Annotated in this window: 29 protein-coding genes and 1 tRNA gene; 16 read left to right on the top strand and 14 right to left on the bottom strand. The window is 66.4% G+C overall.

Features of this window, described 5'->3' with window-relative positions; genetic code table 11:
• The first annotated feature begins 20 nt into the window (after positions 1-20).
• The 6 genes from ABZX12_RS02990 to ABZX12_RS02965 all read left to right on the top strand — a co-directional run bounded on the left by ABZX12_RS02990 (position 21) and on the right by ABZX12_RS02965 (position 3,054).
• Entirely contained in the window at positions 21-149 is a 129-nt protein-coding gene (locus ABZX12_RS02990; protein WP_355689277.1) for a hypothetical protein, read from the top strand.
• An 87-nt stretch (positions 150-236) separates the two neighbouring features.
• Positions 237-395, top strand: a complete 159-nt coding sequence (locus ABZX12_RS02985; RefSeq protein ID WP_355483897.1) for a hypothetical protein — start codon at positions 237-239, stop codon at positions 393-395.
• 14 nt (positions 396-409) lie between these two features.
• Positions 410-1,021: a nicotinate-nucleotide adenylyltransferase gene (nadD, locus tag ABZX12_RS02980; protein ID WP_355689722.1), complete on the top strand. Its 612-nt coding sequence runs from the start codon at positions 410-412 to the stop codon at positions 1,019-1,021.
• Between the two features lie 7 nt (positions 1,022-1,028).
• Positions 1,029-1,409 (top strand): ribosome silencing factor, encoded by a 381-nt coding sequence (gene rsfS / locus ABZX12_RS02975; protein WP_355689275.1) that lies wholly within the window; start codon positions 1,029-1,031, stop codon positions 1,407-1,409.
• Positions 1,406-2,050: a histidine phosphatase family protein gene (locus ABZX12_RS02970; RefSeq protein ID WP_355689273.1), complete on the top strand. Its 645-nt coding sequence runs from the start codon at positions 1,406-1,408 to the stop codon at positions 2,048-2,050. Before rsfS ends, ABZX12_RS02970 begins: the two co-directional genes overlap by 4 nt.
• A gap of 931 nt (positions 2,051-2,981) precedes the next feature.
• Positions 2,982-3,054: transfer RNA gene (locus ABZX12_RS02965), tRNA-Ala, on the top strand.
• A 71-nt stretch (positions 3,055-3,125) separates the two neighbouring features.
• On the opposite strand, the gene ABZX12_RS02960 is transcribed toward ABZX12_RS02965, so the two are convergent.
• The 12 genes from ABZX12_RS02960 to ABZX12_RS02905 form a co-directional block, all read right to left on the bottom strand.
• Positions 3,126-4,286: a site-specific integrase gene (locus ABZX12_RS02960; RefSeq protein ID WP_355689271.1), complete on the bottom strand. Its 1,161-nt coding sequence runs from the start codon at positions 4,284-4,286 to the stop codon at positions 3,126-3,128.
• Positions 4,270-4,506, bottom strand: coding sequence for a helix-turn-helix domain-containing protein (locus ABZX12_RS02955; protein WP_355689269.1), 237 nt, complete (start codon positions 4,504-4,506; stop codon positions 4,270-4,272). The genes ABZX12_RS02960 and ABZX12_RS02955 overlap by 17 nt, the downstream gene beginning before the upstream one ends.
• A gap of 11 nt (positions 4,507-4,517) precedes the next feature.
• A complete protein-coding gene (locus tag ABZX12_RS02950; RefSeq protein ID WP_355689267.1) occupies positions 4,518-5,888 on the bottom strand; it encodes a DUF3631 domain-containing protein in 1,371 nt (456 codons plus the stop codon).
• On the bottom strand, positions 5,885-6,778 hold the full coding sequence (locus ABZX12_RS02945) for a bifunctional DNA primase/polymerase (protein ID WP_355689265.1): 894 nt from the start codon (positions 6,776-6,778) through the stop codon (positions 5,885-5,887). The genes ABZX12_RS02950 and ABZX12_RS02945 overlap by 4 nt, the downstream gene beginning before the upstream one ends.
• Positions 6,775-7,017 (bottom strand): hypothetical protein, encoded by a 243-nt coding sequence (locus ABZX12_RS02940; RefSeq protein WP_355689263.1) that lies wholly within the window; start codon positions 7,015-7,017, stop codon positions 6,775-6,777. The genes ABZX12_RS02945 and ABZX12_RS02940 overlap by 4 nt, the downstream gene beginning before the upstream one ends.
• Positions 7,018-7,040: 23 nt before the next feature.
• A complete protein-coding gene (locus ABZX12_RS02935) occupies positions 7,041-7,463 on the bottom strand; it encodes an RRQRL motif-containing zinc-binding protein (RefSeq protein WP_355689261.1) in 423 nt (140 codons plus the stop codon).
• Positions 7,463-7,708: a hypothetical protein gene (locus tag ABZX12_RS02930; protein ID WP_355689260.1), complete on the bottom strand. Its 246-nt coding sequence runs from the start codon at positions 7,706-7,708 to the stop codon at positions 7,463-7,465. The genes ABZX12_RS02935 and ABZX12_RS02930 overlap by 1 nt, the downstream gene beginning before the upstream one ends.
• Positions 7,709-7,987: 279 nt before the next feature.
• The gene (locus ABZX12_RS02925; protein WP_355689258.1) at positions 7,988-8,203 is read right to left on the bottom strand and encodes a hypothetical protein; all 216 of its coding nucleotides are present in this window, start codon (positions 8,201-8,203) and stop codon (positions 7,988-7,990) included.
• On the bottom strand, positions 8,203-10,431 hold the full coding sequence (locus tag ABZX12_RS02920) for a cell division protein FtsK (RefSeq protein WP_355689256.1): 2,229 nt from the start codon (positions 10,429-10,431) through the stop codon (positions 8,203-8,205). The genes ABZX12_RS02925 and ABZX12_RS02920 overlap by 1 nt, the downstream gene beginning before the upstream one ends.
• 1 nt (position 10,432) lies before the next feature.
• Complete coding sequence (locus ABZX12_RS02915; RefSeq protein ID WP_355689254.1) at positions 10,433-11,329, bottom strand: ABC transporter permease; 897 nt, start codon at positions 11,327-11,329, stop codon at positions 10,433-10,435.
• Positions 11,326-11,553, bottom strand: a complete 228-nt coding sequence (locus ABZX12_RS02910) for a hypothetical protein (protein WP_355689252.1) — start codon at positions 11,551-11,553, stop codon at positions 11,326-11,328. The genes ABZX12_RS02915 and ABZX12_RS02910 overlap by 4 nt, the downstream gene beginning before the upstream one ends.
• On the bottom strand, positions 11,550-11,798 hold the full coding sequence (locus ABZX12_RS02905) for a DUF6284 family protein (RefSeq protein WP_355689251.1): 249 nt from the start codon (positions 11,796-11,798) through the stop codon (positions 11,550-11,552). Before ABZX12_RS02905 ends, ABZX12_RS02910 begins: the two co-directional genes overlap by 4 nt.
• A gap of 553 nt (positions 11,799-12,351) precedes the next feature.
• On the opposite strand from ABZX12_RS02905, the gene ABZX12_RS02900 reads away from it, so the two are divergent.
• From ABZX12_RS02900 to ABZX12_RS02880, 5 genes are all read left to right on the top strand, one after another.
• Positions 12,352-13,503: a hypothetical protein gene (locus tag ABZX12_RS02900; protein ID WP_355689249.1), complete on the top strand. Its 1,152-nt coding sequence runs from the start codon at positions 12,352-12,354 to the stop codon at positions 13,501-13,503.
• 5 nt (positions 13,504-13,508) lie between these two features.
• A complete protein-coding gene (locus ABZX12_RS02895; RefSeq protein ID WP_355689247.1) occupies positions 13,509-14,069 on the top strand; it encodes an isochorismatase family cysteine hydrolase in 561 nt (186 codons plus the stop codon).
• A 174-nt stretch (positions 14,070-14,243) separates the two neighbouring features.
• Positions 14,244-14,744, top strand: coding sequence for a hypothetical protein (locus tag ABZX12_RS02890; protein WP_355689245.1), 501 nt, complete (start codon positions 14,244-14,246; stop codon positions 14,742-14,744).
• Between the two features lie 368 nt (positions 14,745-15,112).
• A complete protein-coding gene (locus tag ABZX12_RS02885; RefSeq protein ID WP_355689244.1) occupies positions 15,113-15,610 on the top strand; it encodes a hypothetical protein in 498 nt (165 codons plus the stop codon).
• Between the two features lie 9 nt (positions 15,611-15,619).
• On the top strand, positions 15,620-16,015 hold the full coding sequence (locus ABZX12_RS02880; RefSeq protein ID WP_355689242.1) for a hypothetical protein: 396 nt from the start codon (positions 15,620-15,622) through the stop codon (positions 16,013-16,015).
• A gap of 163 nt (positions 16,016-16,178) precedes the next feature.
• Here ABZX12_RS02880 and ABZX12_RS02875 read toward each other — a convergent pair whose 3' ends face one another.
• Positions 16,179-16,784, bottom strand: coding sequence for a site-specific integrase (locus ABZX12_RS02875; RefSeq protein ID WP_355689240.1), 606 nt, complete (start codon positions 16,782-16,784; stop codon positions 16,179-16,181).
• A 45-nt stretch (positions 16,785-16,829) separates the two neighbouring features.
• Here ABZX12_RS02875 and ABZX12_RS02870 point away from each other — a divergent pair, with 45 nt between their 5' ends.
• The 5 genes from ABZX12_RS02870 to ABZX12_RS02850 all read left to right on the top strand — a co-directional run bounded on the left by ABZX12_RS02870 (position 16,830) and on the right by ABZX12_RS02850 (position 20,630).
• Entirely contained in the window at positions 16,830-17,240 is a 411-nt protein-coding gene (locus ABZX12_RS02870; RefSeq protein WP_355689238.1) for a hypothetical protein, read from the top strand.
• Positions 17,241-17,545: 305 nt separating this feature from the next.
• On the top strand, positions 17,546-17,893 hold the full coding sequence (locus tag ABZX12_RS02865) for a hypothetical protein (RefSeq protein WP_355689237.1): 348 nt from the start codon (positions 17,546-17,548) through the stop codon (positions 17,891-17,893).
• 712 nt (positions 17,894-18,605) lie between these two features.
• On the top strand, positions 18,606-19,799 hold the full coding sequence (locus ABZX12_RS02860) for an MFS transporter (protein WP_355689235.1): 1,194 nt from the start codon (positions 18,606-18,608) through the stop codon (positions 19,797-19,799).
• Positions 19,800-19,827: 28 nt separating this feature from the next.
• A complete protein-coding gene (locus ABZX12_RS02855) occupies positions 19,828-20,301 on the top strand; it encodes an SRPBCC domain-containing protein (RefSeq protein ID WP_355689233.1) in 474 nt (157 codons plus the stop codon).
• 35 nt (positions 20,302-20,336) lie between these two features.
• Positions 20,337-20,630, top strand: coding sequence for a metalloregulator ArsR/SmtB family transcription factor (locus ABZX12_RS02850; RefSeq protein WP_355689231.1), 294 nt, complete (start codon positions 20,337-20,339; stop codon positions 20,628-20,630).
• A gap of 131 nt (positions 20,631-20,761) precedes the next feature.
• Here ABZX12_RS02850 and ABZX12_RS02845 read toward each other — a convergent pair whose 3' ends face one another.
• Positions 20,762-21,664, bottom strand: coding sequence for an aminoglycoside phosphotransferase family protein (locus ABZX12_RS02845; protein ID WP_355689229.1), 903 nt, complete (start codon positions 21,662-21,664; stop codon positions 20,762-20,764).
• Positions 21,665-21,999 lie beyond the last annotated feature (335 nt).

Below are 21,999 nucleotides of genomic sequence, written 5' to 3'. Positions count from 1 at the left end.
ACCAACCCAGTGAAGGAATCATGATCACCCCCGATGTTGCCCGTGCCCGGATCGACGAGATGCACCGTGTCGCCGCGCAGGCCCGCCGCGCGCACGCCGCGCCGTCCAACTGGCGCCGGCTGCTGACCCGTACCGCCCGCCACCGCTGACCTTCCTATCGCGACCGGTGCGCCTGGGCGAGAGTCCAGGGCCACCGGTCGCTGTCGTCTCCGCGGTCACGAGATAGGCTCTGCCTCATGCTCACGTACTTGGTGCCGCAGATCGCGGCGGTCGAAGAGGCCGCGGTCGAGGCCTCGCACATCTCGAAGTGGTGGTTCGGCGGGTTCGCGCTGTTCGTGCTCGTCCTGCTGCTGCTCGTCACCGTCATCATGGGCAAGGGCCGGCCGCACAGCTGAGCGGCTCGATGGGCATGGCGGCGGTGGAGCGGGTACGACGCATCGGCGTGATGGGCGGCACGTTCGACCCGATCCATCACGGGCACCTGGTCGCGGCCAGCGAGGTGCAGTCCTACTTCGACCTCGACGAGGTGATCTTCGTCCCGACCGGCCAGCCCTGGCAGAAGTCGGACCGGAAGGTCTCCCCGCCCGAGGACCGGTACCTGATGACCGTCATCGCGACCGCGTCCAACCCGCGGTTCTCGGTCAGCCGCGTGGACATCGACCGCCCGGGTCCGACGTACACGATCGACACCCTGCGCGACCTGTCCAGGCTGTACCCGGACGCCGAGCTGTTCTTCATCACCGGCGCCGACGCGCTCGCCCAGATCCTCACCTGGCGGGACGTCGACGAGATGTTCAAGCTGGCCCAGTTCGTGGGCTGTACGCGGCCCGGCACCGAAGGACTCGAACTGCCGCTGGACCAGCTGCCGATGGACCGGATCACCCTGCTCGAGGTGCCGGCGCTGGCGATCTCGTCGACCGAGTGCCGTGCCCGGGTCGCCAAGGGCAACCCGACCTGGTACCTGGTGCCGGACGGGATCGTCCAGTACATCGCCAAGCGTGAGCTCTACACCAACCGTTAGGACGTCTATGTCTGCCAGTGAACGCGCCATCGAGCTGCTGACCGCAGCCGCGGAAGCGGCCCACGACAAGAAGGCCGAGAACGTCCTCGCCTTCGACGTGTCCGAGCAGCTCGCCATCACCGACGCCTTCCTGGTCGCGTCCGCCTCGAACGACCGCCAGGTCCGCGCGATCGTGGACGCGATCGAGGAGAAGCTGCGCGTCGACTTCGACGCCAAGCCGGTCCGCCGCGAAGGCGCCCGCGAAGGCCGCTGGGTGCTGCTCGACTACCTCGAGATCGTCATCCACGTCCAGCACGACGAGGAGCGCTCGTTCTACTCCCTGGAGCGCCTGTGGCGCGACTGCCCGGCCATCCCGCTGCCGTCGCCCGTCCCCGGCGTCTCTGAATGAGCGCAGGACGGCTGATCGTCTGGCGGCACGGCCGGACCGAGTGGAACCTGCAGGACAAGATCCAGGGCCAGGCCGACATACCGCTCGACTCGGTCGGCCTGACACAGGCCCGCGCCGCGGCCGCCCGGCTCGCCTCCCTCGCGCCCACCCGGCTCTTCGCCAGCGACCTGCAACGCGCCGCGGCCACCGCCGGTGAGCTCTCGCTGCTGACCGGGCTGAAGATCGAGTACGACGAGGCGCTCCGCGAGATCGACGTCGACGACTGGGCCGGCCTCACCATGTCCGAGCTCGCCGCCATGAACCCGGAGGCCGCCGCCCGCATCCGCAGCGGCGAACCTCAGCGCCGCGGCTCCAACGGCGAAACCGTCGAAGAGGTCGCCACCCGCTTCTCCGACGCCCTCACCCGGATCTCGTTGGAAGGCACCTCCGAGGACACCATCGTCGTCGCCACCCACGGCCTCGCCGCCCGCGTCGGCATCTGCCTGTTCCTCGGCATCCCCCAAGCCAACTGGCCCGCCTTCGGAGGCCTCTCCAACTGCAACTGGGTCTCCCTCCTCCCCGGCCGAGCCGGCTGGCGAATCGAAGAATGGAACGCCGGCTCCCTCCCAGAGCCGGTCATGAGCGACGACCCCCAACGCTAGAGGTACGCCGGGAAAGGACACCGCTTCGCGGCGACTGTCCTTTCGGCCGGCTCCGCCGGCGGCCGCGACTGTGGTGCGGCGGCTCCGCCCTGCTGCGTGTGTGCTGAGCTGGGGTGAGCACCGCTGCGTGGCGGCTGTCTTGTTGGCCGCCTTCGGCGGCGCGCATCACGCGCGGCGGCGGCTGTCCGGCGTACGGGCTGTGCTCGGGGAGAAGGTCACCGCTTCGCGGTGGCTGTCCTTTCGGCCGGCTCCGCCGGCGGCCGCGACTGTGGTGCGGCGGCTCCGCCCTGCTGCGTGTGTGCTGAGCTGGGGTGAGCCCATCGGTCACCGCTGTGGGGCGGCTGTCTTGTTGACCGTCTTCGGCGGCGCGGATCACGCTCCTCGGCGACTGCTCCTGCGTGCAGACAGTGCTCACGGGAGGCGTCACCGCGTCGCAGGGGCTGTTCCTCGGCTGACCTCGACGGAGGCCGTCCCGTTCTGGAGGCAGGCCTGGTCGCCCGCGCACTGGAGTGGCACGACGACGGGCCTCGAGCGGTCCGAGCTTCGGGGTGCCGAGTTCGTATGGCCGGTTCCGTAACCAGACGAACTGCGCTGCGACGGCTGTCCAGCCGCCGGCCGGTAGCATCCCCGATCCGTCCTGATGGCAGCGCCCGATTTCCAGACCATCAGAACACCACAATCCCAGCCACAACGAGCGCGACGGATGTCGCCGTACGTGATTGTGATGCCCTGGCGATCGTTGCCGACGGGTAGCGGGCTGACAGGCGGCGTCCGACAAGCAGGAGGCGGCACGACTACCTACTGCGGACGTCAGATCCGGCGTCTACGGCCGACGGAAGCAGCCTGTTGCACACCTCACCAGCCCCACCAGCCAACCGATTTTTCTTTGCAGGCCCTCATCCGCTAAGCTTTCGGAGTCGCAAGACACCGCGGGGCTTTGGCGCAGTTGGTAGCGCGCTTCCATGGCATGGAAGAGGTCAGGGGTTCGAATCCCCTAAGCTCCACCCCAGGTCAGAGGCCGGTTTCCCACTCGGGAAACCGGCCTCTTTCATGACCTGAGTGACTAACTGAGTGACTAACGGTTTCGGGGCAGGATCTCGTCCATTGCTTCGGCTCCCTCGGTCAGCACCGGCCGCAGCTCGTGCCGGTACACGGTCTCGGTCACTTGGGTGCTCTTGTGCCCGACCAACTGCGATATCTGCTCGATCTGCACACCGCTGGCGCTGAGCAACGACACGAAGCTGTGCCGCAGCTCGCGAGGCGTCCAGTCCGGCGCGTTCAGTCCGGGTGTCAGGGCGACCACGCGCCGGAAGGCACGCCGGACGTTGGCAGCGTCCAGCTCCGTGCCGATCGACGTGCAGAACACCAGGTTGTGATGCCTCCACCGATCGCCAGCGGCGGCTCGTGCGATCTCCTGGTGCTGCAGATGGTCGGTCAGCGCATCAACGCATCGCTCCGGGAGACGGAGCGTCCGGCGAGACTTGCGGGTCTTCGTGTCGCCGCGCTCGCGTACTGACCGCCATACCTCGATCGACGGCGGCCGGGGCGGATCGGCGTACGGCGCTCCCTTCAGGTCCACGTGATCCCACGTCAGAGCGCGCATCTCCTCCGTACGTGCTCCGGTCAGCAGGGAGACGACGATGTACGCGTGCATCCGGGTCGCCGTCGCAACGTCCAGCAGCCTCGATGCCTGGGCAAGCGTGAGCGATTTCGACGGCCGGCCGTCCTTCGCGGCGGGTACCTCGCAGAGCAGCGCCACGTTTCGCTTGACCAGATCGCGAGCCTGCGCGCGCCTGATGATGCGACGCAAGATCGACAGCAGCTTGATCAGCGTTGAACGCGCCACGAGCTTGCTCCGGTCCGCAAGCCAGTCGTCCACCTCGTCGGCTGTCAGCTCCCGTAGCCGACGCCTTCCCAGCTCGGGCACGATGTGGGTGTTCGCCAGGCTTGTGCAGTTCTTCACCGTCTCCTCGTCCCGGTTGGGCAGACCCGTCTTTAGCCACGCCGCCGTCGCATCCGCGACCGTGTAGCCGTGCTGCCCGACTCCGAGACCGTCGTCCAGGTCGCGCAGAACCTCCTTCAGCTTGATCTTCGCCTCGGTCTTGGTCTTGCCGCTGGCCTTCTTCGTGATGCGACGCCCGGCGGGCGTGAAGCCCAGCGTTGCGGTCGCGATCCACCGTTCGCGCTTGACGTCCCAATGCAGGCCGCCGTCGCCACGACTACGCCGCTTGGTCATTGCTGACTACCCCCGCCTCGTCCATCAGCAGCGATACGTACTCCGCCACAGCCAGCGCCGGAACGCGCCGGGAACGTCCCTCCTTGACCGTCTTCAACCGGCCGGACCGGATCAGCTCGTACACCACGCTCCTACTCAGGTTGAGGATCGTCACCACGTCTTCGACCCGGTACAGAACCGGGGCCGGGAGTTCAGTCACCGTCGCCATGTCGGCCGTCATCGAATCGCTCCTCATGCGGTCTCGCAGGTGGGGTGGGTGTGGGTTCCGTCGTCGTGTGACATGGGCTGTCGGCAACGAATGCAGACGGCTTGTCCGGGTTCTTGGGGGGAAGCCGTCCCAGCCGTCCCAGGCGTCCCTTCGCAGGTCAGGTGCGGGACGGCTTGGGAGGGTGGGACGGCTTGAGCCGTCCCAGGGGCGGAAGCCGTCCCCGGCGTGACCTGCACTGGGACGGCTGGGACGGCTGGGACGGCTTGTCCCGTACCGGCGTCATCGGCGGTGGTTTCGGGTTCGGGGCAGTAGCGGTTCCATGCGTCGGTGAAGGCGCTTCGGTGGTAGCCCTTGGCCTGGCCGGTGGGGAAGCGGATGTTGCCGCTGCGGATCTCGAAGTCGCGGAGCAGCATGCCGAGTTTCATCGGTGACAGACCGCCCGATCCGAGCGTCGCCCACGGTGCTTCCTCGTCGGCCAGGAGCCGTTGCAGCAGGTCGGCGGTGGGCAGGGCGTCGGCGTCGCGGAACGCGGTCCGGCAGTCGGCCAGCAGCCGCACCGACAACGGCAGCTCGGCGGAGTCTTCCTGCTCGGCCAGCAGGGTCAGCGCGGCCTGCCGGGCGTCGGCGACCCAGTGGCCTCCGGCGAGGTCGGCAACCGCGATGAGGGGTTCCCAGGTGTCGGCGGCGCGGTCTTCCAGCGGCATCGCGGGCATGGCGTCGGTCAGCTCGTCCACGTGCGCAGTGAGCCACTCGTGCAGCCGGTTGCGGACCACGGCCAGGGCCGGGCCGTCCCGGCGTACGCGGTAGGGCTGGACGGTCTCACCGGCCGCACGGCGGCGCATCCGGATGACGGCGGCGCGGTCCTCGATCGTGTCCGGCATCGCGCCGATGCCTGCGAGGGCGGCCATTGCGAATGTCTCGTGACTCTCGACGCGGTTCAGTCCGGCGTTGTACCGCTTGGTCGGACGGCCGCGCTGGTGACCGGCGTTGAGCAGTCCGCGCAGGTCTTCGTGGTCGCCTGCCTTGGGTCCAAAGATCGTGTCGGCCTCATCGATCAGCAGCGTTGGCGGATCGGACGGCGTGAGTCCGATCGACCGGTAGACCGCTGACGGGGAGGCGTTCGCGGTCATCATCGGCTGGTGGCACATGGCCTCCACCAGGTCCAGCAGGCGCGATTTCCCGCAGCGTCGCTGCGGTGCCCGGATCACCAGCCGCGCGGCGCAGTTCCACGCCGGTACCGCGTGGGTCGCTGCGATCCACAACACAACCGCGATCAGCGCGGCCGGGTTGGGAAGGATCACGTACCGGGTGATGGTGGCGGCCACGTCATCCAGCAGTTCGGCACCGTCGATCCGCTCGGGTGCGGTGTGATCGGTGTCGGTCGGGGTGGTCATGCGGCGATCCCTTCGTCATGGAAGCCACCAGCGATAGCGGCTCGAATGTCGCGGGCGGTCTGGTCAACTTGCTGCCCCACATCGGTCAGCGCGGCGATCGCGTCGGCGTGGCTGATCGCACCTGCCGCGACCATCCGCGCCACACCACGTGCCGCGCCGTAGAGCGTCGTTCGGCGCTTGCCCTCAGGTGCGTTCCGGACGGCGTTCAGCGTGGACGTAAGCAGGCCTTCCGGGTTCGAGATGCCCCCCGCGCAGGTGGTCCGGATCGGCTCGGCCGGGTGGGTCGTGCAATCGGCCGGCATAGGCGGCAGGCATGCGTCGATCAGCGAGCGGGGCATCTCGATCGGTTCTGCCGATCCGTCGCCCCACTGGTACCGCTGGTAGGTCCGGTGGTGGATCGACGGCGGAAGGACGACGTACCCGCCGTCAGCCTTCACATCGATCCCGGCCCGGCCCGGCATCGGCCGCGATGGGATCTCGCGGCCGGGGTGGCGGTAGTACAGGTGCACACCACCGGAGCCGGTTCGGACCCACAGCGTGCGCGGCACGAGCCCACACGCCATCAGTGCGGCGAGACTCGCGTCTCCGCCGTGCGCGGGGTCCACATCGACCACCACCAGCCCGGACACGGCACCGGTCCGTACGGCGAGCTGCCCAGCCGGGACGGCGGTCACGATCTCGGCGACGCGTTCGGGGTCGGTGGTAGCGGCGTAGAACCCGTGGCAGGTCAGGTGCCCACAGGTCGCCGGATCGTGCGCGGAGTCGTGCGCCTGGTCGCGGCAGTCGTTGCAGTTGGCAACCGGCCGCTTAGACCGGCCGAGCATGAACACCGGCCAGCCTCGTCCGGTCGCCTCCAGGGCGGCTGTCAGGATCGCGTCCGGGGCGTTCACTGCGCGGCCCATTGGTCGCCGGGGTTGGCGTGCTTCCACTTGGCGAGGGAGGTGCAGGCGGTGTGGGTCTTGCCGTTGCTGTCGCGGAACTTGACCCACCAGCACGGCCGGGACTGGTTCCTGCCGTTGACGACGACCTGATCGGTTCGGTAGCCCTTGTCCACCACGGTTCCGGTGGCACAGCCGGTGGTCAGGCAGAGCAGGACGGCCGCGACGACGGCCGGAATGAGTCGCTTCATCGGTGGTCCTTCTTCGAGGAGGGTCAGGCGGCGTGCGGGGAGTTGGCGGCGTCGATGCAGTCGAGGCAGCGGCCGTCAGAGGTGGGGATGCAGTAGTCGGTGACGGCCTTGCAGAGCCCGCAGGTACGGCGGGCCTGCATCGCCTTGTCCAGGGCGTTGAGCTGTGCCGGTGACGGCACGCGAGACGGGCGGGCGAGGTCGAGCCGGTACAGCCACGCCCAGCGTTTGCCGTTGCGCCACACGAGCAGCGCGTACGGTTCCTGCCGACCTGGTGACATGCGCATGGCGCGGAGCTGGCGGCGGGTGGCGAGTCCTGCGGGTGCCCACCGGAACCGGAATACCGGCGTGCCGTGGTGATCCCATCCGAGGGCCTGTTGGCCGTTCCACAGTTCGATCCAGCACGACCGGGCCGGGTGCAGGCTGAGCCCGTCCGGCGCGGCGCACATCAGCGCTGCCCCTTGCCGGTGGTGGAGTTCTCGCCCGCGCCCCGGACGGCGCGCATGTGGTTGATGACGTGGCGGCCGACGCGGACCCGCAGTCCTGAGCCGTCGCATTTCCCGCAGTGCCGGTAGGCCCGGCCGAACGGGGACTTGAACTTGCCGACGCCCTTGCAGCGGCGGCACTTGCCGAACGGCCACACGAGGCAGGTGAACAGGTAGAACGCGACGGCGATGATCACGATGAGTGCCACCGTGGCGACCTGTCCAGCGGTGTGCGCGGCGGCAGTGAGGGTAGCGGAGGGGTCGCTACCCTCGGTAGCGGCGGCAGAGATAGGGGTAGCGGCGCGGGACAGCATGGGAAGCCTCCAACGGGCTGTTTTTGAGCGTGAGGAGCCGTGGCCGCTACTCGCTACGCGCGAAAGAACGGCCAGGTGAGAGATGGGTTACGGGGTAGCGGGACGGGTAGCGCAGCCGCTACCGGTAGCGTCGGGGCCGCTACTTCACTCGTCCCGCACCCTCAGTGCATCCAGTTACCGTGTGTAGCGCCTGGGTTGGGTTCGACGGACGGCCCGGACAGCGCGCCGGAACCGGAAGCGGGCAGCTCGCCACTCCGAGGTTCGCCACACGCGGCCGGTGAGCGGGTCGGGCCGCGACAGCTCCGCCAGCTCGTGCCAGGCCGCGCCGTACTCGTCGAGGGCGCGTTGATGCCGGTCGGCCAGCGCCTGGCGGCGGGCGTCGAGATCCATCAGCGCTGCCCTCCCGGCTGGTTGCTGTTGTCGCGGCGGGCCATGGCGGCGCGTAGGTCGTCGGCGCTGACGCCCTTGCGGACCACGCCGTCGCGCTTCACGTTCACCGACGGGACGCCCTGGGCGCGGGCCTGCGCGGAGATCGCCTCCGGGGTAGTGCCGTCGTACTGCTCCGGCATCTGGTTGGCGAGCCGTCCGGCGATGGTGTCCCAGTGCGCCTTGCCGTCCGGACCCATCACGGTCAGCACGTCGGCCAGCACATCGCGGGTCGCCCGCTCCAGCTCCTCCCCGGCCGCCTCGCCGGTCAGCGTGCCGAGCTGCTCGCGGTACTTCCGTGCGGCGGTGAGGATCTTGTCCGCGTCGGCCGCGTCGGCCAGGAACGACCGCACGGTCGGGGTGTTGTCGGTGACCCCGTACAGGTAGCCCACGCCCCGGTACTCATCGCCCACCGGCAGCGTGGAGGCGTCGAACCCTTCCTGGTAGGCGTCCCCGCCCAAGATCGCCTCGGACACGGTGCGGTTGCCGCACTTCAATGCGAACCGTGCCGAGTGGTTGTCCCGGTACCGGTTGAACAGCCGCGACACGTCGCCCGCGCCGACACCTGACGGCTTCTGCGATGACGAGATGAGCACCACGCCGGCACTCGGACCCACGGCTTGGATGCGGGAGAGCTTGGCTGCGATCTCCTTGTTCACGGCCTGGTCCTCGGTCTCGAAGTAGACCTGGAACTCCTCCATCACCATTACCAAGACGCGCAGGTCCGGGTAGCGCGGGTCACGGGCGAGTTCCTTGGTCAGCTTGCCGTCAGGGCACATCGTGACCGGCAGGGTGGTCAGGATGCTGTTGACCGTGTCGATGTGCTTCAGGACCTCGTCCAGGATCGCCTGGAGCCGCTCGACGGGGTTGTCGTCGTTCGGGTTCGGGTGTGTCCCGAACACCGTGCGGTGGGCGACCTTCTTGAACGCCAGCCAGTCCGGGGAGTTCTTGCCGTCAGCAACGATGAGCTTCACGTACGGGTCCAGCGCCGCCCACAGCGCCACCAGCCGGGCGAAGAAGGTCTTGCCCTTACGGGGCTGTGCACCGACTAGGAGCGAGTTCCACATCAGTAGCAGCGTGACCAGTGCGTCGCGCTCGTCCTTGCCGAGCTTGACCGGGTCCCAGATCGAGCGCGGCTTGCAGTCCAGCATCTCCGTGCGGCCGACCGCGACGGCCAGCGGGTCTCGGTCGGACACGAACAGCGTGTGCCGCCGCGAGCTGGTCTTGTCCGGGGTCAGGAATACCTGATTCACGTGCACGTCCAGACCCGACGCGATCTTCTCCCGCGCCCCGGCCACGTCGGACCAGCCCTTGCCGTACGGGAGATCCACCACCACCTGAGAACCGGTATTCCTAGCGTCGCGGGACATGGGCGACCCGAACCGGACCTCCTGGTCGGCGCGATCCGGCTTGCCCAGCCCCGCCGCGTAGTACGCCCGGAGCACGATGTCAGAGTTCAGCTTGCGGTATCGGGGCGCGACAACAGCGGTACCGAGTACGGTCTGACCTGCGGGTCTGCCGTAGTGCGCCAGCCCAGCGACCGCCGCCGCACCCACCGCCGCGAGACCAGCGGCCGGGGCCGCGTTCCACGCGATCGGCAACCCGATCAGCAGACCGAGGTTCTGTGCTGCGAGGACCAGACCGCGCCATAGGCGGGTGGCCTTCAGCTGACGGTGGATCTTCTCCCACTCCTTCAGCTCCCCGGCGTCGGCCGCCTTCTGCTCCAGCGTGATCGAGTTCGGGACCCACCACCAGCGCAACTGCTTGCCGATCAGCCGCGACAGACCTCGACCGGCGAACCAGGCGAACTTGGTTGCGTACCAGGGCGAGCGCACCGCATGGAAGGCCGTCACGTGCCCGGCCCGGCCGCCAGCGCGGCGCATCGTCGCGGGCAGCGCCTTCGGCCGCAGATGCACCGGCACGATCGGCAGTCTCTGCCCGTCCGCGACCGGGACCGGCATGCCGGGGGTGTCTACCGGCACGATGACCTTGCCGGTGGCCGGGTCGTCGTCGGTGTCGTCCAACGCGATCTCGTAGGCGGTGTCCATCGACTCCACCTCACCCGGCGACAGCGGCACCAGTGCGCCGGCCGTTTCCTTCGGGGCCTGCGCGGACTCGGGTACGTCGTCGCGGCGGGCGCGGTGCGCGTCCAGGTCGATCGGGTCGGGCAGGTTGTTCATGGGCTCGGTCATGTCACTTCTCCCCGTTCTTGGTGGGGCGGGCAGGGCGGGTGTGGATCAGGTGGGCCAGCGCGGCGCCCATGCCGAGCACGGCAACGGGCAGGCAGGCCACAACGGTGGTGATCGGCCAGGGCGCGGCCGTCACGCCAGCGGCCTCTAGCAGGTGGTAGGCGACCTGTCCCAGCGCGCCCAGCGCGAGGGCGGACAGCGCGGAGACCTTGGCGAATCGGCGCGCCTTGGCCGGGACACGGCCGGACAGCCACACCCGCAGCGCGAACGCGGCATAGGTCTCCACACCGATCGGCAGCGTGATCGCAGAGTTCAGGGTGAACCCGTCCGCGATCCCCGGCAACGGATGCACGACACCGAACCCGGTCAGCTCACCCAGCCCAACCCACCCGGACCAGACCGCGACGAACGCGGGCAGCGCCAGCAGCAGCACCGGCCAAGACCGAACCGGGCGCATCTCGTCCCCGGTCTCAGCATCACTGTCCGAGGTTGTCTCCGGAGCCGGGGAGATGCCCCGCGCGCCGTTCGGCTCGGCAGCCGCGGGGACCGGATCGACGGGCGCGGTGTCGGTGGTCGGAAGCAGGTCCCTAGGCGGCGTGACCTGCGCAGACTCCTCCGGAGCGCCCTCGGTGGCCTCGTTGACAGTCCCAGCCTCGGTCGTGGGCTCGGCGGTGCTCTCGTCCGGATCCGGCACCGAGTGAAGCCGGATCTCCGGGCGGTCCTCGGCGCGCTCCTCGGTCAGGGCAGCGTGGACGGCCCTGGCCTTGTCCTTGCCGATCCGCAGGTGCTTCATCAACCGGTTCTGCGACGGGACCTCGCCCAACTCGGCCGCGAACTCACGGGCGGCCGGGATCAGGTCCTCAACCGGGACCGGGTACGACGTACGCAGCGGAGTGCTCATCGCGCCTGACCTCCCGTCAGATGGTTAGCGACCCAGCCGCCCGCGTGGGGCAGCGTGTCGGTGGTGTGCAAGACGTGGTCGCCGTGCCAGACGATCCACGCCGTCCCCAGAGCCGTACGGGGCGAGACGACCTGCACGAGGTCGTAGCCCGCGAGCTTCCACCAGCCCAGGTCAACCTGGACGAGATCGGCCAGCGCCGTACCGGCCGTCATCAGCGTGCTCATGCCACGCCCTCCGTCTCCGGGGCGCGGTCGGCCAGCTCCCAGCCGATCTCCAGCACCCGGCGCGCAGCGCGCCGAATGCGGCGCGTCTCCAGCGCCGACGCGTTGGAACCGGCGTTGATGAACGCGATCTGTGCGTCCAACAGGTCCAGCTCGGCCGCGATCAGCGGCCATTCCTGCTCGATGCCCGCCAGATCCGCAGCGGACGGCTCCTCGCCATGGACTGCGGTCAGGTAGATGATGCTCATTGGGGTTGTGCTCCTCTTCGATGGACTAGCGCGACCCAGACGCCTCGGCGGTTGCAGCCGCCGGGGCGTCACCTTTCAGTTTCGAGACTCTTTTTCGAATCTCTGGTGCGAATCACCGTAGCTTGTGAGTCGCGGGTTTCGCAAGTGTGATCCGATACCATGTCGGTGTGACTGACGTACGGGACGAACTGACCGAAGCGACCCGCTTGTATCGGCAGACCGAGAGCGCCCACGAGGCCGCCCGGCAGGCCGTCATAGCGGCGTCCCTTGCCGCCCTGCGTGCAGGTGTGACGCCGAACGAGGTTGAGCAGCTCTCGCCGTTCACTACGGCCTACGTGCGGAAGCTCGCTCGCGCTGAAGGCATCCCCCCGGCTCCCCGGGGCCCAAAGCCCCGGGCGCGATCCGAGGCACCCGCGTCGCCCGAGGGACGCTGACGACGATGGGATTCGTTCCATGTCACTCAGCCTGCCGACTAATTCACGCTCCGCGTAGACGACATCACTGGACGCAGTTGGACATGCGCCGTGTCCTTGGACATGGGAGGACGTGACCGATGTCCGAATCTTCGATTCCCGCACCTCGCCGCGGCGTCCTGATCCAATACCGGGAGGCGCGAAAGTGGGGGCGTGGCCGACTCGCCCGTGAACTAGAGCGGGTCGGCCACCAGCTCGGCCTGTCGATGCCCACCCGCACCGCGATGGAAAAGGCGATCTACCGGCACGAGACCGGACAGAGCCAGGTCACGGACGAGATGTACATCCGGCTCTACTGTGGCGTCTACGAATGCTCCCCGTACGACCTGTTCGGTGATCCAACTATCGCCAGCGGGCCACCGGGGGAGGACCTGGCGATGATCAGCAACAAATTTATGCCGGCGTACGTCGGGCCTGACGTTGTTGAACGGTTGGGGAATGACCTTGGAGCGGAGAATTGCAACGTCGAGTGGTCGCAGGCGTGGCGGATCAAACTCGATCATCCACGCGGTGAGTGCACCCTGTACGGCTTCCCGTGGGGGTGCCTCCTCTTCCACATCGAAGAGCAACTAACGCCGCGCTCGATTGCTGAGGTCGCGGTTTGGCGACACAGTTCATACCCGCTAGAACTGGAATGGACCGATGAAGCCACGAGGAAGCTCACCGATCAGGAGTACGGCGGGCCCGAGTATGCCTTTAGTGCCTTCTGGGTTACGGCGCTTCCGTGGCACGGCGAAGAGTTGCAGACGGCGCTCCGGCTACTTTGCAATCAGAAGAGCATGTTGAACCTTGATGAGGACGTGCAGTCGGTTGCCCATGCCGAGTTGGTTGAACGGGCATTCCTCCGTGACGGCTACAACGACAGTCGAATTCTCGACTTCGGCGCGAGCGGTATCTCGCATGCCTATGCCAGTTGGTCCGCAGTGACCTATTTTCCGATCGCGGACCGACGTTCACTCGCCCAGAGATCGCTTGTCGAATTCGAGATCATGGTGCAGAGCCTGTGGTGCTACTGCCATCACATTCGGACTCAGGTCGAATCGGGACGCGACCCGCAGATCCCCGACGGATACGATTGGCGCTGGGTGCGAGGCGTGGCATCCAGGATGGTGAATACTCGCCCGCAAGAGACTACGCAGCACCTTGCCATGAGAACCACAATCCTCAAGACCAGCGAGCTTGACGAGCATTTGCGAGACGCTGTGGAAATCCTCAGGGACGTGGAAAGGTAAGCTCAATGATCAACCTCGATGACAGCGTCTTAGCCGTGGTCGACATGCAATACGGATTCGTTTCCCCGGCGTCTGCTCACGTGATTCCGTTAGCGTCGAAGTTCATTCGCGAATGGGCTGCTACTGGACGGCCGTACATCATGACGCGGTGGTACAACACGCCTAATTCGCTGTTCGAGCAGCTTTTCAACTACGATATTATCCACAAAGACTCACACGAGTTCGAGATTGTCGATGAGCTGAAGGACCTCGCTGCCGGAGCTGTGGCCGTACTGGATAAGCCGACATATTCCCTCTTCTCTGAGGTGGGGTCAGCGCTCGTAGCCGAGCACGGCTGGCGTCAGATGATCGTGATCGGTCTCGACACAGAATCCTGCGTTCTGAAGACCGCAGTTGATGCATTCGAGGCTGGCCTAGTTCCCCTGCTGGTGACAGATCTGACGTACAGCCATGCGGGGGAGGAGGCACACAATGCCGGTCTCCTTGTCGCGGGCCGGTTCATCGGTCGCCGTCAGCTCGTCCAGGCGGCCGACGTCCTCGCGGCCAACGCGGCCACGACGTTCTGAGGCGCTGACATGTCGGATGGTAAGGCCCTGGAGTTGGTGGACGAGCTCCTCGCAGGTGCAATCGGTGGCCTCGCAGGACCCGTAGGAGGTGCTGCCGCCGCTGGTTATCTCCATTTCATGAATCGGCCATACAACAGGCGACTGGACAGGTGGATACACGAGATCACAGAGACTGTGAACGATCTGGCGCGCCGGCATAACAACCTCGCCGATGACGAGGTCTTTCTCGACGCGTTCATAGTCGCAGCCCGTATCGCGCAGACAACACATCAGCAGGAGAAGCTGGACGCCTTGCGGAACGGCCTCGTCAACTCCATCAGCCCCGATGCACCTGACGTCGATGAGCAGGCCAGATTCTTCAGGTTGGTTGACCAGTTCTCGCCGTCTCACATCGTCATGCTCAGGCTGCTAGACCGCCCGACAGAGCTGTTCCAGCAACATATAGGGCATTTCGAGGAGGTCGGGCACGTCAGCCTTGCTGAGCTGGTCAACGTAGTGGAGCCGCAGTTCGCTGATAGGTATGACTGGCGTGACCTCCTAGTGGCCGATCTCGCCGATGCGCGTGTGGCTCTGGGCTTTAGCTCCCTCGGCGACATTCAGTCAGCTGACGGACGATTCCAGCGCATGACGACGAGCTTGGGTCAGCGATTCCTGAGCTTCATCTCAATCGACTAGGGGGAAAGTTGTACGACGATCGGGGATGGGACGTCGCGTCTCCGGAGCAGTTGGAGCATCTCCGGGTAGATGGCGACGGTATTTGCTGGTGGTGTCGGACCTCGCCAGCGACGACCGGCGAGCACAAGTTCAAGCGAACTGATCTTGCGAGACTCATGGGCGATGACGACTTGCTCATCTGGGGGGAGTCTGACGGCGCTGACACTCGGGAGATTCGCGGTAAGAGCGGGATCACTCGCGACCGATACGGCGTCGTCAAGTTTCCCAAGTCAATGTGCGGCGACTGCAACAACCGGAGATCTAAGGCATTTGATGACGCGTATGAAACCTACTCTGCATACGTCAGTGGGCATAGATGGTTGCGAATCATGCCTGGCGTCGACTTCCAAGAGGTCTACGGTGCCACTTGGGAAGAGGGCGTATTGAACCTGGCCCGCTACTATGCGAAGCATTTCGGGTGCCGACTGGTGCGGACTAGACTTCCGGTGCCTGATTCTCTGCGAGAATTTCTTGATGGAGCCACCGATATGGGTGATGCGCATATGGCTCTAATCACCACAGATTCGGTTCATCGGCAGTTCGGAATGGGCCTGTCGATCAGCCCGGATGTTCCGTTTGTTGATCGGCAGTTCACGAATATAACTGGGTACGTGCTTGCTGCGTATATTGGTGCGATTGGTGTTCGGTATCAATGGGCGCTGGAAGGAATCCCGGAGGATCAGAGGTCGCAGTTTTTCCACCATCAGATGCCGCTTATCAACTGTTTCAGGGACGAATTTGATGTGGCAGTAGGAGTGGTCCGGCGACCCGGCCGATTTGCCCGGTTCTCGCAGTGGCTGAACAAGCCTCGGTCAGTTGGCAGTTAAGGTGAGCGCATGCTGAACGTAACTGAGGACCAGGAGATCACTGGCCAGCAGAATGGTGACGTGATCGTGCAGTCGGGCGCGCATCTGGAGGTATACGGCCAGGTCAACGGGCGTGTGCAGGTCGCAGTTGGCGCGTCCGCTGGCATCCATGGTCGACTCAACGGTGATCTAGAGTCTGCGGGCACGGTGGATGTCACAGGTGTGCTTAATGGCAGAGCGATCCTGGCCGGTGGGCAAATCACCATCGCCGTCGGTGCGTGCCTACTACGAGGATCACAGACGCTGATGGTGACCGCCCAGGGGACGTTCGAGCCGCCACGCGGCAGCCACATGATCTCAGAGGACACACCGCGCTGGCAGGTGAACGCTGACGGCACGCTGTCGCCCGCGAGCTACCCGCACTGAGTGACTAACTGAGTGACAACGGGGCGGCACGAGGCAGGACAGCTACGGACGCTCACGGACGGCGGCAAGTCGGGGCACTGGCCGCCGTCCAGAGGCTGGGTGTGAATGGCATGGAAGAGGTCAGGGGTTCGAATCCCTAAGCTCCACCGCAAGAGATCGCAGGTTAGGAGGCACTTTCGCCCCCTGGCCTGTTTTCGTTAGAGGCCTCAGTGGGAGAGATTTGGGAGAAGCGCTCGACTCCCACCAACTTGGCCGCAAGTGTCTCAGCCTCCTGCTGGGCCTTCTCGATGGTGTCCTTGATCACGGGCACCCGCGTGAGCAGCTTCTCCTGCTCGTCATCGTCCAGGGCGAGTACGGACGTGACCCAGCGGTCCTCTAGAGCCTCCGAGATCCGACGCTCCATCTCAGGTGTCACGTGGTCGTAGACCCGACCCATGCCCTTCATCTTGTGACCGAGCCGAGCGCGGCGCGCGACCTCCTCGATGCCGTCCTCGGTGAGCCAGGTGGCGTGCGTGTGTCGCCCCTCGTGGAAGCGGAAGCCTGGGAGGATCGCAGGCATGTGGTGCTCCGAAGTCGGGTTGCTCGGATCGACGCCGTCCCATGCGGGCCGCCGAAAGCGCTGGCGGAAGTTGGAGCGGTACCAGGGCTTGCCTTGCAGTGAGGTGAACACGAACGAACTCCCACTCGATCGGGTCGCCAGAAGCAGTTCGTAGATCGACGCGATCAGCTCGATTATCAGCGGATTCGGGGTTCGCTGGGGTCCCCACACCTCGCGCGATCTCGGACGGGTACGCCGACTGGCACCATTGCCACTGTGGAGCTTCGCCCGTTGATGATCACGCGCATCGCCAGCATGCTGCCCGGTGGCGTGCTCGTCGGGCTCGGTATCGAGTGGTGGTTTGAAGCCACCGCAGATCGTTACCTCGCTCGTGCGGCTGTCCTCGCCGCTGTTGGTGTCATCCTCGCGATCCGCGGCTACCGACTCGGTGTCCGATGCGACAGCGACACTTTCACGGTGCGAGGCATTTTCCGGAGCCGCACGATCGACCGGTCGATGATCCTCGATATCACCGCGTTTCCCGCAGTCCGATGGACGAGCCGATCTGGAACGACGATATGGACCCCGATCATCGCGTTTGCGGAGCCCGGCACGGTCATTGCGTCCGTTGCGAATCGGAACGAGCAGGCAATCGCGGAGCTGGAGCGTTGGCACGGAAAGCGGTGACCTTGACTGCTGAGTCCCTGCGCGCCGACCACGCCGCCCTGAGTTCGCAGTGAGCTGGCATGGTTGCACCAGTGGTTGCGTTCAGCGTGGTCCGCCTTGGTTCGGGCAGTCGTACCACTACCGGCGTGAGCGTGAGTCATACCACCCTGAACGCGCCTGGACGGCGCATGTTCGAACCTAAACCTCGGCGTCGCGGCGTGCGAGACTGTGCTGTGGGCAAATGGCGACGGGGTGGCGTCAGTCGGCCCTGGACCTATGGGTTCGGGGAACGATCGTGGGCGGACATTCGGTCGTTTCTGGGCGGTATGGCGGCCAGGTATCCGGACTTCCAGTACTTGGTCGATATCGTTGACAGTGTCATCGACTCCGGTGCAGATGCACTTCTCGCGGGGAGCACATCGATGCATGACCTCATGGTCGTGCCGCGCCCGGTCGGCGCGGAGGTCCGCGAGATGATCGCCGTCCGAGCGCCCGGATCGATGAGACCGGGGCCTGCCGGGCAGGTTCGCATCGAGCATCTCTCCAGCACAGGTCGGAACGACTGCATCGACCGACCTCCTTCGGAAGCTGTTCCGCTCTTCTGGCGATTCGTGATCGAGAAGTACGGCATCAGGCCGCCACTTCGCCCCAACTGTTCTGACCTCACCAAGTAGGCCGCCACGGGAGGGTCTTGGGAGCCGACCTCGCGTAGCAACGTTCTCAAAGCGCGTCGAACTCGCAACAACCAGGAACGCGAGAACGCCTTGTACATAAGGGGATGAGCGGCACTCGGCGAACATGGCCAACACGACCCCCGCCCATGGCATGGAAGAGGCCAGGGGTTCGAATCCCCTAAGCTCCACCAGTAGGTCAGAGGCCGGTTTCTCGCTTGGGAGGCCGGCCTTTCGCATGACTCGGGCTGCTACGTCGCCGTGAGATGCAGATCAGAGAAGACCTCTTCCATCTTCGCCCCGGTTCGGAGCACGGAACGCGGTTCATGTTGTCGGTAGACCTTCTGTCACGACTGTGCCGACGTGGCCCGCTCGGGCGGCGATGCCCTCGATCGGCACTGCCTGACTCGACAGCAGGCTTCCACGAGGTCGATGCGTGTCCAAGTCAGGGCGCGCATCTCCTTGGTCCTCGCGCCGGCCAACAGCGAGATCACGATGCATGCCCGCATCGGTGATTGCTCAGTGGCCGCTATAAGGGGGATCGTGCCCTCGCAGCAACGACGTTCGCTCAACATCGAGCGGTGCTCGATAGTGCAACCGCTCGGTTGCAATTTCCGCGAATGTGCGGCAAGCTTTACTGCAACCACACGGTTGCATGTTCTTGGAGGTTCTGATGTCTGACGCACGGAGACGTCCGCATACAGGTCGTTCGCGGGTGGCGATCGTTTTGAGCGTGCTGTTCGCCGGAACGTTCGTGATGGGGTGCGCCGAGATGCTCGTGGCGGGAATGCTCGATCTGATGGCGGCGGACCTGGCGGTACCGCTCTCAGCAGTGGGCGCGCTGGTGTCTGCGAATGCGCTCGGGATCGCGATCGGTGGGCCGCTGCTGACGTTCCTGACCGCCCGGCTCGGCCGGCGGCCGGTGCTACTGATCGCGCTCGCCGTGTTCACCGGGCTGAACCTGCTGCCCGCCCTCGGTGCCGGCCTGGAGGCTTTCATCGCGGCCCGGATCGTGATCGGTGCGGCGGAGGGGCTGTTCATCGCCGCAGCGATCACGACGGCGACCTCGATCGTGTCGCGAGAGCGAGTCGGCCGGGCGATGGCGGTGGTGATCTCCGGGTTCGCTGTCTCCAGTGCGGTGGGGATGCCGCTGGGCCGACTGCTCGGCGAAGTCGTCGGCTGGCGCGTGTCCTTCCTCGCCGTCGTGCTGACAGCCGCTGTCGTCCTCGCGATCGCCTTGCTTGTGGTGCCCCGTGTGCCGGGCGAGAGCGAGGTCGGGATGCTGGGTCAACTGCGGTTCGCGTTCGCCCCGCCCGTGCTCGCGGTGCTTGCCGTCGGCACCCTTCTGTTCGCGGGCGTCTCGGCTGCGCAGACCTACCTGGTTCCCTTCCTGGACGGCGTCACCGGGGTCTCCGGGCCTTGGATCGGGGTGTGCCTGATGGGCTTCGGGATCGCCGCCGCGATCGGGTCGTTCGCCGGTGGCAGGTTTGCTGATGCCGGAGCCGCACACGCCCTGATACTCGGCGCCATCGGCGTGGCCGCATCGCTCGTCGCGATGATGATGTGGGGAGCGAACCCGGTCGTCGCGGTGATCGCGCTGCTCGGTCTCGCCGTGTGCAGTGCAGGAATCACGAGCCCCTGGCAGCACCGCGTCGAACACCTTGCCGGCCCCGGTGTGATCCTCGCAGCCTCCCTGCCCGCCTCCGCCGGGAACCTCGGCGACGCCGTCGGCGCCTTCAGTGGAGGGCAGGCGATCGACATCGGCGGCGTCCCAACTGCGATCCTCACGGCCGTGATCCTCGCCGGCGTGTCCATTGCCGCGGCGATCGCCAGCCGCTCCCTACGGCCCGCGCGCCGGTCGCAGAGAGCGTCCCCGCCCCAGGAAACCCAGCCTGCCACCGCCCAGTGACCACCAACCAAAGAATGAGGACACACTCATGGAGAGCACCCGAAACCCTCAGGCCGTGATCGACGCCGACACCTTCAGCGTGCGCCGTACGATCCACATCAACGCCCCCCTGGAGAAGGTCTGGCGCACCGTCACCGAGCCCGCGCTGATCTCGCAGTGGTTCGGCCAGATCAGCCTCACCGGTACGGGTGCCGGCGCCCTCGGCACGATCGGTTGGCCGGGCGAGCGACGAGCGCCGATCAGGGTCGAGACCTTCGACCCGCGCTCAGAGGTCTCGTACCGCTGGTGCAACGAGGAAGACCCGCTTCCGGAGATGGTCGACGAGCAGCGCTCGACGGTCTTCACCTTCACCCTCGAAGCAACCCCCAGCGGCACGCAGCTCACCGTCGTTGAGACAGGCTTCGAGCGCACCAGCGATCCGGCACAGGTCATGGCCGACCACCGTGACGGCTGGGACGGGGAACTCGACAAGCTCGTCGCCTTGCTCGAGCGCAACGCATGAGCGGCCGAGGGCTACTGGACGGAACCGTGGTCGCCATGTGCAACGCGCTCGGCGAAGAGACCCGTTGGAGCATCCTCACCGCCCTCGGCGAGGGCGACGCCTCAGCATCCGCCCTCGCCCGACGACTGCCTGTCACCCGGCAAGCCATCGCAAAACATCTCGCGGTGCTGCACGAGGTCGGTCTCGTGGAGACCGTGCAAGCCGGGCGCGAGGTGCAGTACCGGGTCATCGGCGCACCCCTCAGCGCCATGGCCCGCCGCCTCGACGCCATCGGCACCGAATGGGACCGCCGCCTCGCCGCTATCAAGGACATCGCCGAGAACCTCTGATTCGCCGACCACCAGAAGGCCGTCTCGAGGACTGTCGAGCACGCGCGCGACCCCACCGTCACCGACCGGGCCCTTTCAGCACGACTGCCGTCGGGACCACCGGTTATCCCCGTGGTCGCGCCGACGACCGTTCACCGAGTTGTGAGCACCTTGCCGACGGCTTGTCGCGCGTTGTTGGCGAGCGCCGGGTTGATGTCCATGAAGTGCCGCAGCACGATCAGGGCCTGAGACAGCACTCGTCCGCGTCCGCGAAGCCAGGTCGCGTCGTCCACGTTCAGCGTGGCGCGGAACTCGTCGTGGACGTTCGTGGGCAGCAGGTACCAAGCGGGAAACAGGTCGCACGCTGGATCGCCGACACCGCATGTCTCGAAGTCCAGCACCGCGGTCAGCCGGCCCGCCGCCGACACGAGTAGGTTGCTCGGCGTCAGGTCCGAGTGGACCCACACCTCGCGCCCGTCGTACGGCGCCGCGAGCGACTCTTCCCAGGACGCCTGCGCTGCCCGAGTGTCGATCAGGCCGTCCAGCTCGACGATCGCCTTTCGCGTCAAGGAGTCCACCGAGGGCATCGGCGCGCGTGTTCGGCGCTCGCCCGGATACGCCGACGGCCGGTCCGGCAGGTCGATCCGGCGGAACGCGTCGACGAACGCCGCGAGGTCCGCCGCGAGCCCACGCGGATCAACCAGCGCATCGGGGGAGGGGTGCGTACCGGTGAGCCAGCGGTGGACGGACCACTCGCCAGGGAACGCCTCGGTGGGTGAGCCGATCGCCTCGACGGACGGGACGGCAACAGGCATGAACGGCGCGAGTGCCGCGAGCTTCTCCTGCTCCCGTTGCACCATGTCGGTGATCGAGGGGCGGAGCGGCAGCCGTACGGACAGGTCAGGGCCGAGGCGGTAGATCGCGTTCACCAAGCCGCTGGAGTCGACCGGCTCCAGCGGCAACGTCGCCCACTGCGGGAACTGCGTGGCCACGAGTTCGCGGACGAGTGGTGTGTCGATGTCGGTCTGGTCGGCGTGGAACTTGCGGGGACTCACGAGCTCATACGAGCGATCGGATCTGTCAGCTGTCAACCGGGTATCCAGGTCCTGCCGGGCGGTGGATCCCCGGCGACGGCGACCATGCTGCGCTCTTCGGAGGCCAGCGCCCGTGTCAAGTTCAGCGGGACTTCCAAGGCGGCGGACTGAGCGACCACGGGGTTGTATCGCACCGGGCGTACATGGGCGTTGGTGGATCGAGTTGAGACGCTCGGTGGCTTGGTGTGAATGGCATCGAAGAGGTCCGGGCTCGGATCGCCTGCGCGCCACCACAGCTCAAAGGCCGGTTCCCGCTTGGGTGACCGGCCGTTGCGTGACTTGGGAGGCCAAGCCTT

The sequence above is a fragment of the Kribbella sp. NPDC003505 genome, from assembly GCF_040610875.1.
In the GTDB taxonomy this organism is placed as follows: Bacteria; Actinomycetota; Actinomycetes; order Propionibacteriales; family Kribbellaceae; genus Kribbella.
Note: the sequence above shows the minus strand (reverse complement) of the source record. Positions and strands in the feature narration are given on the sequence as shown.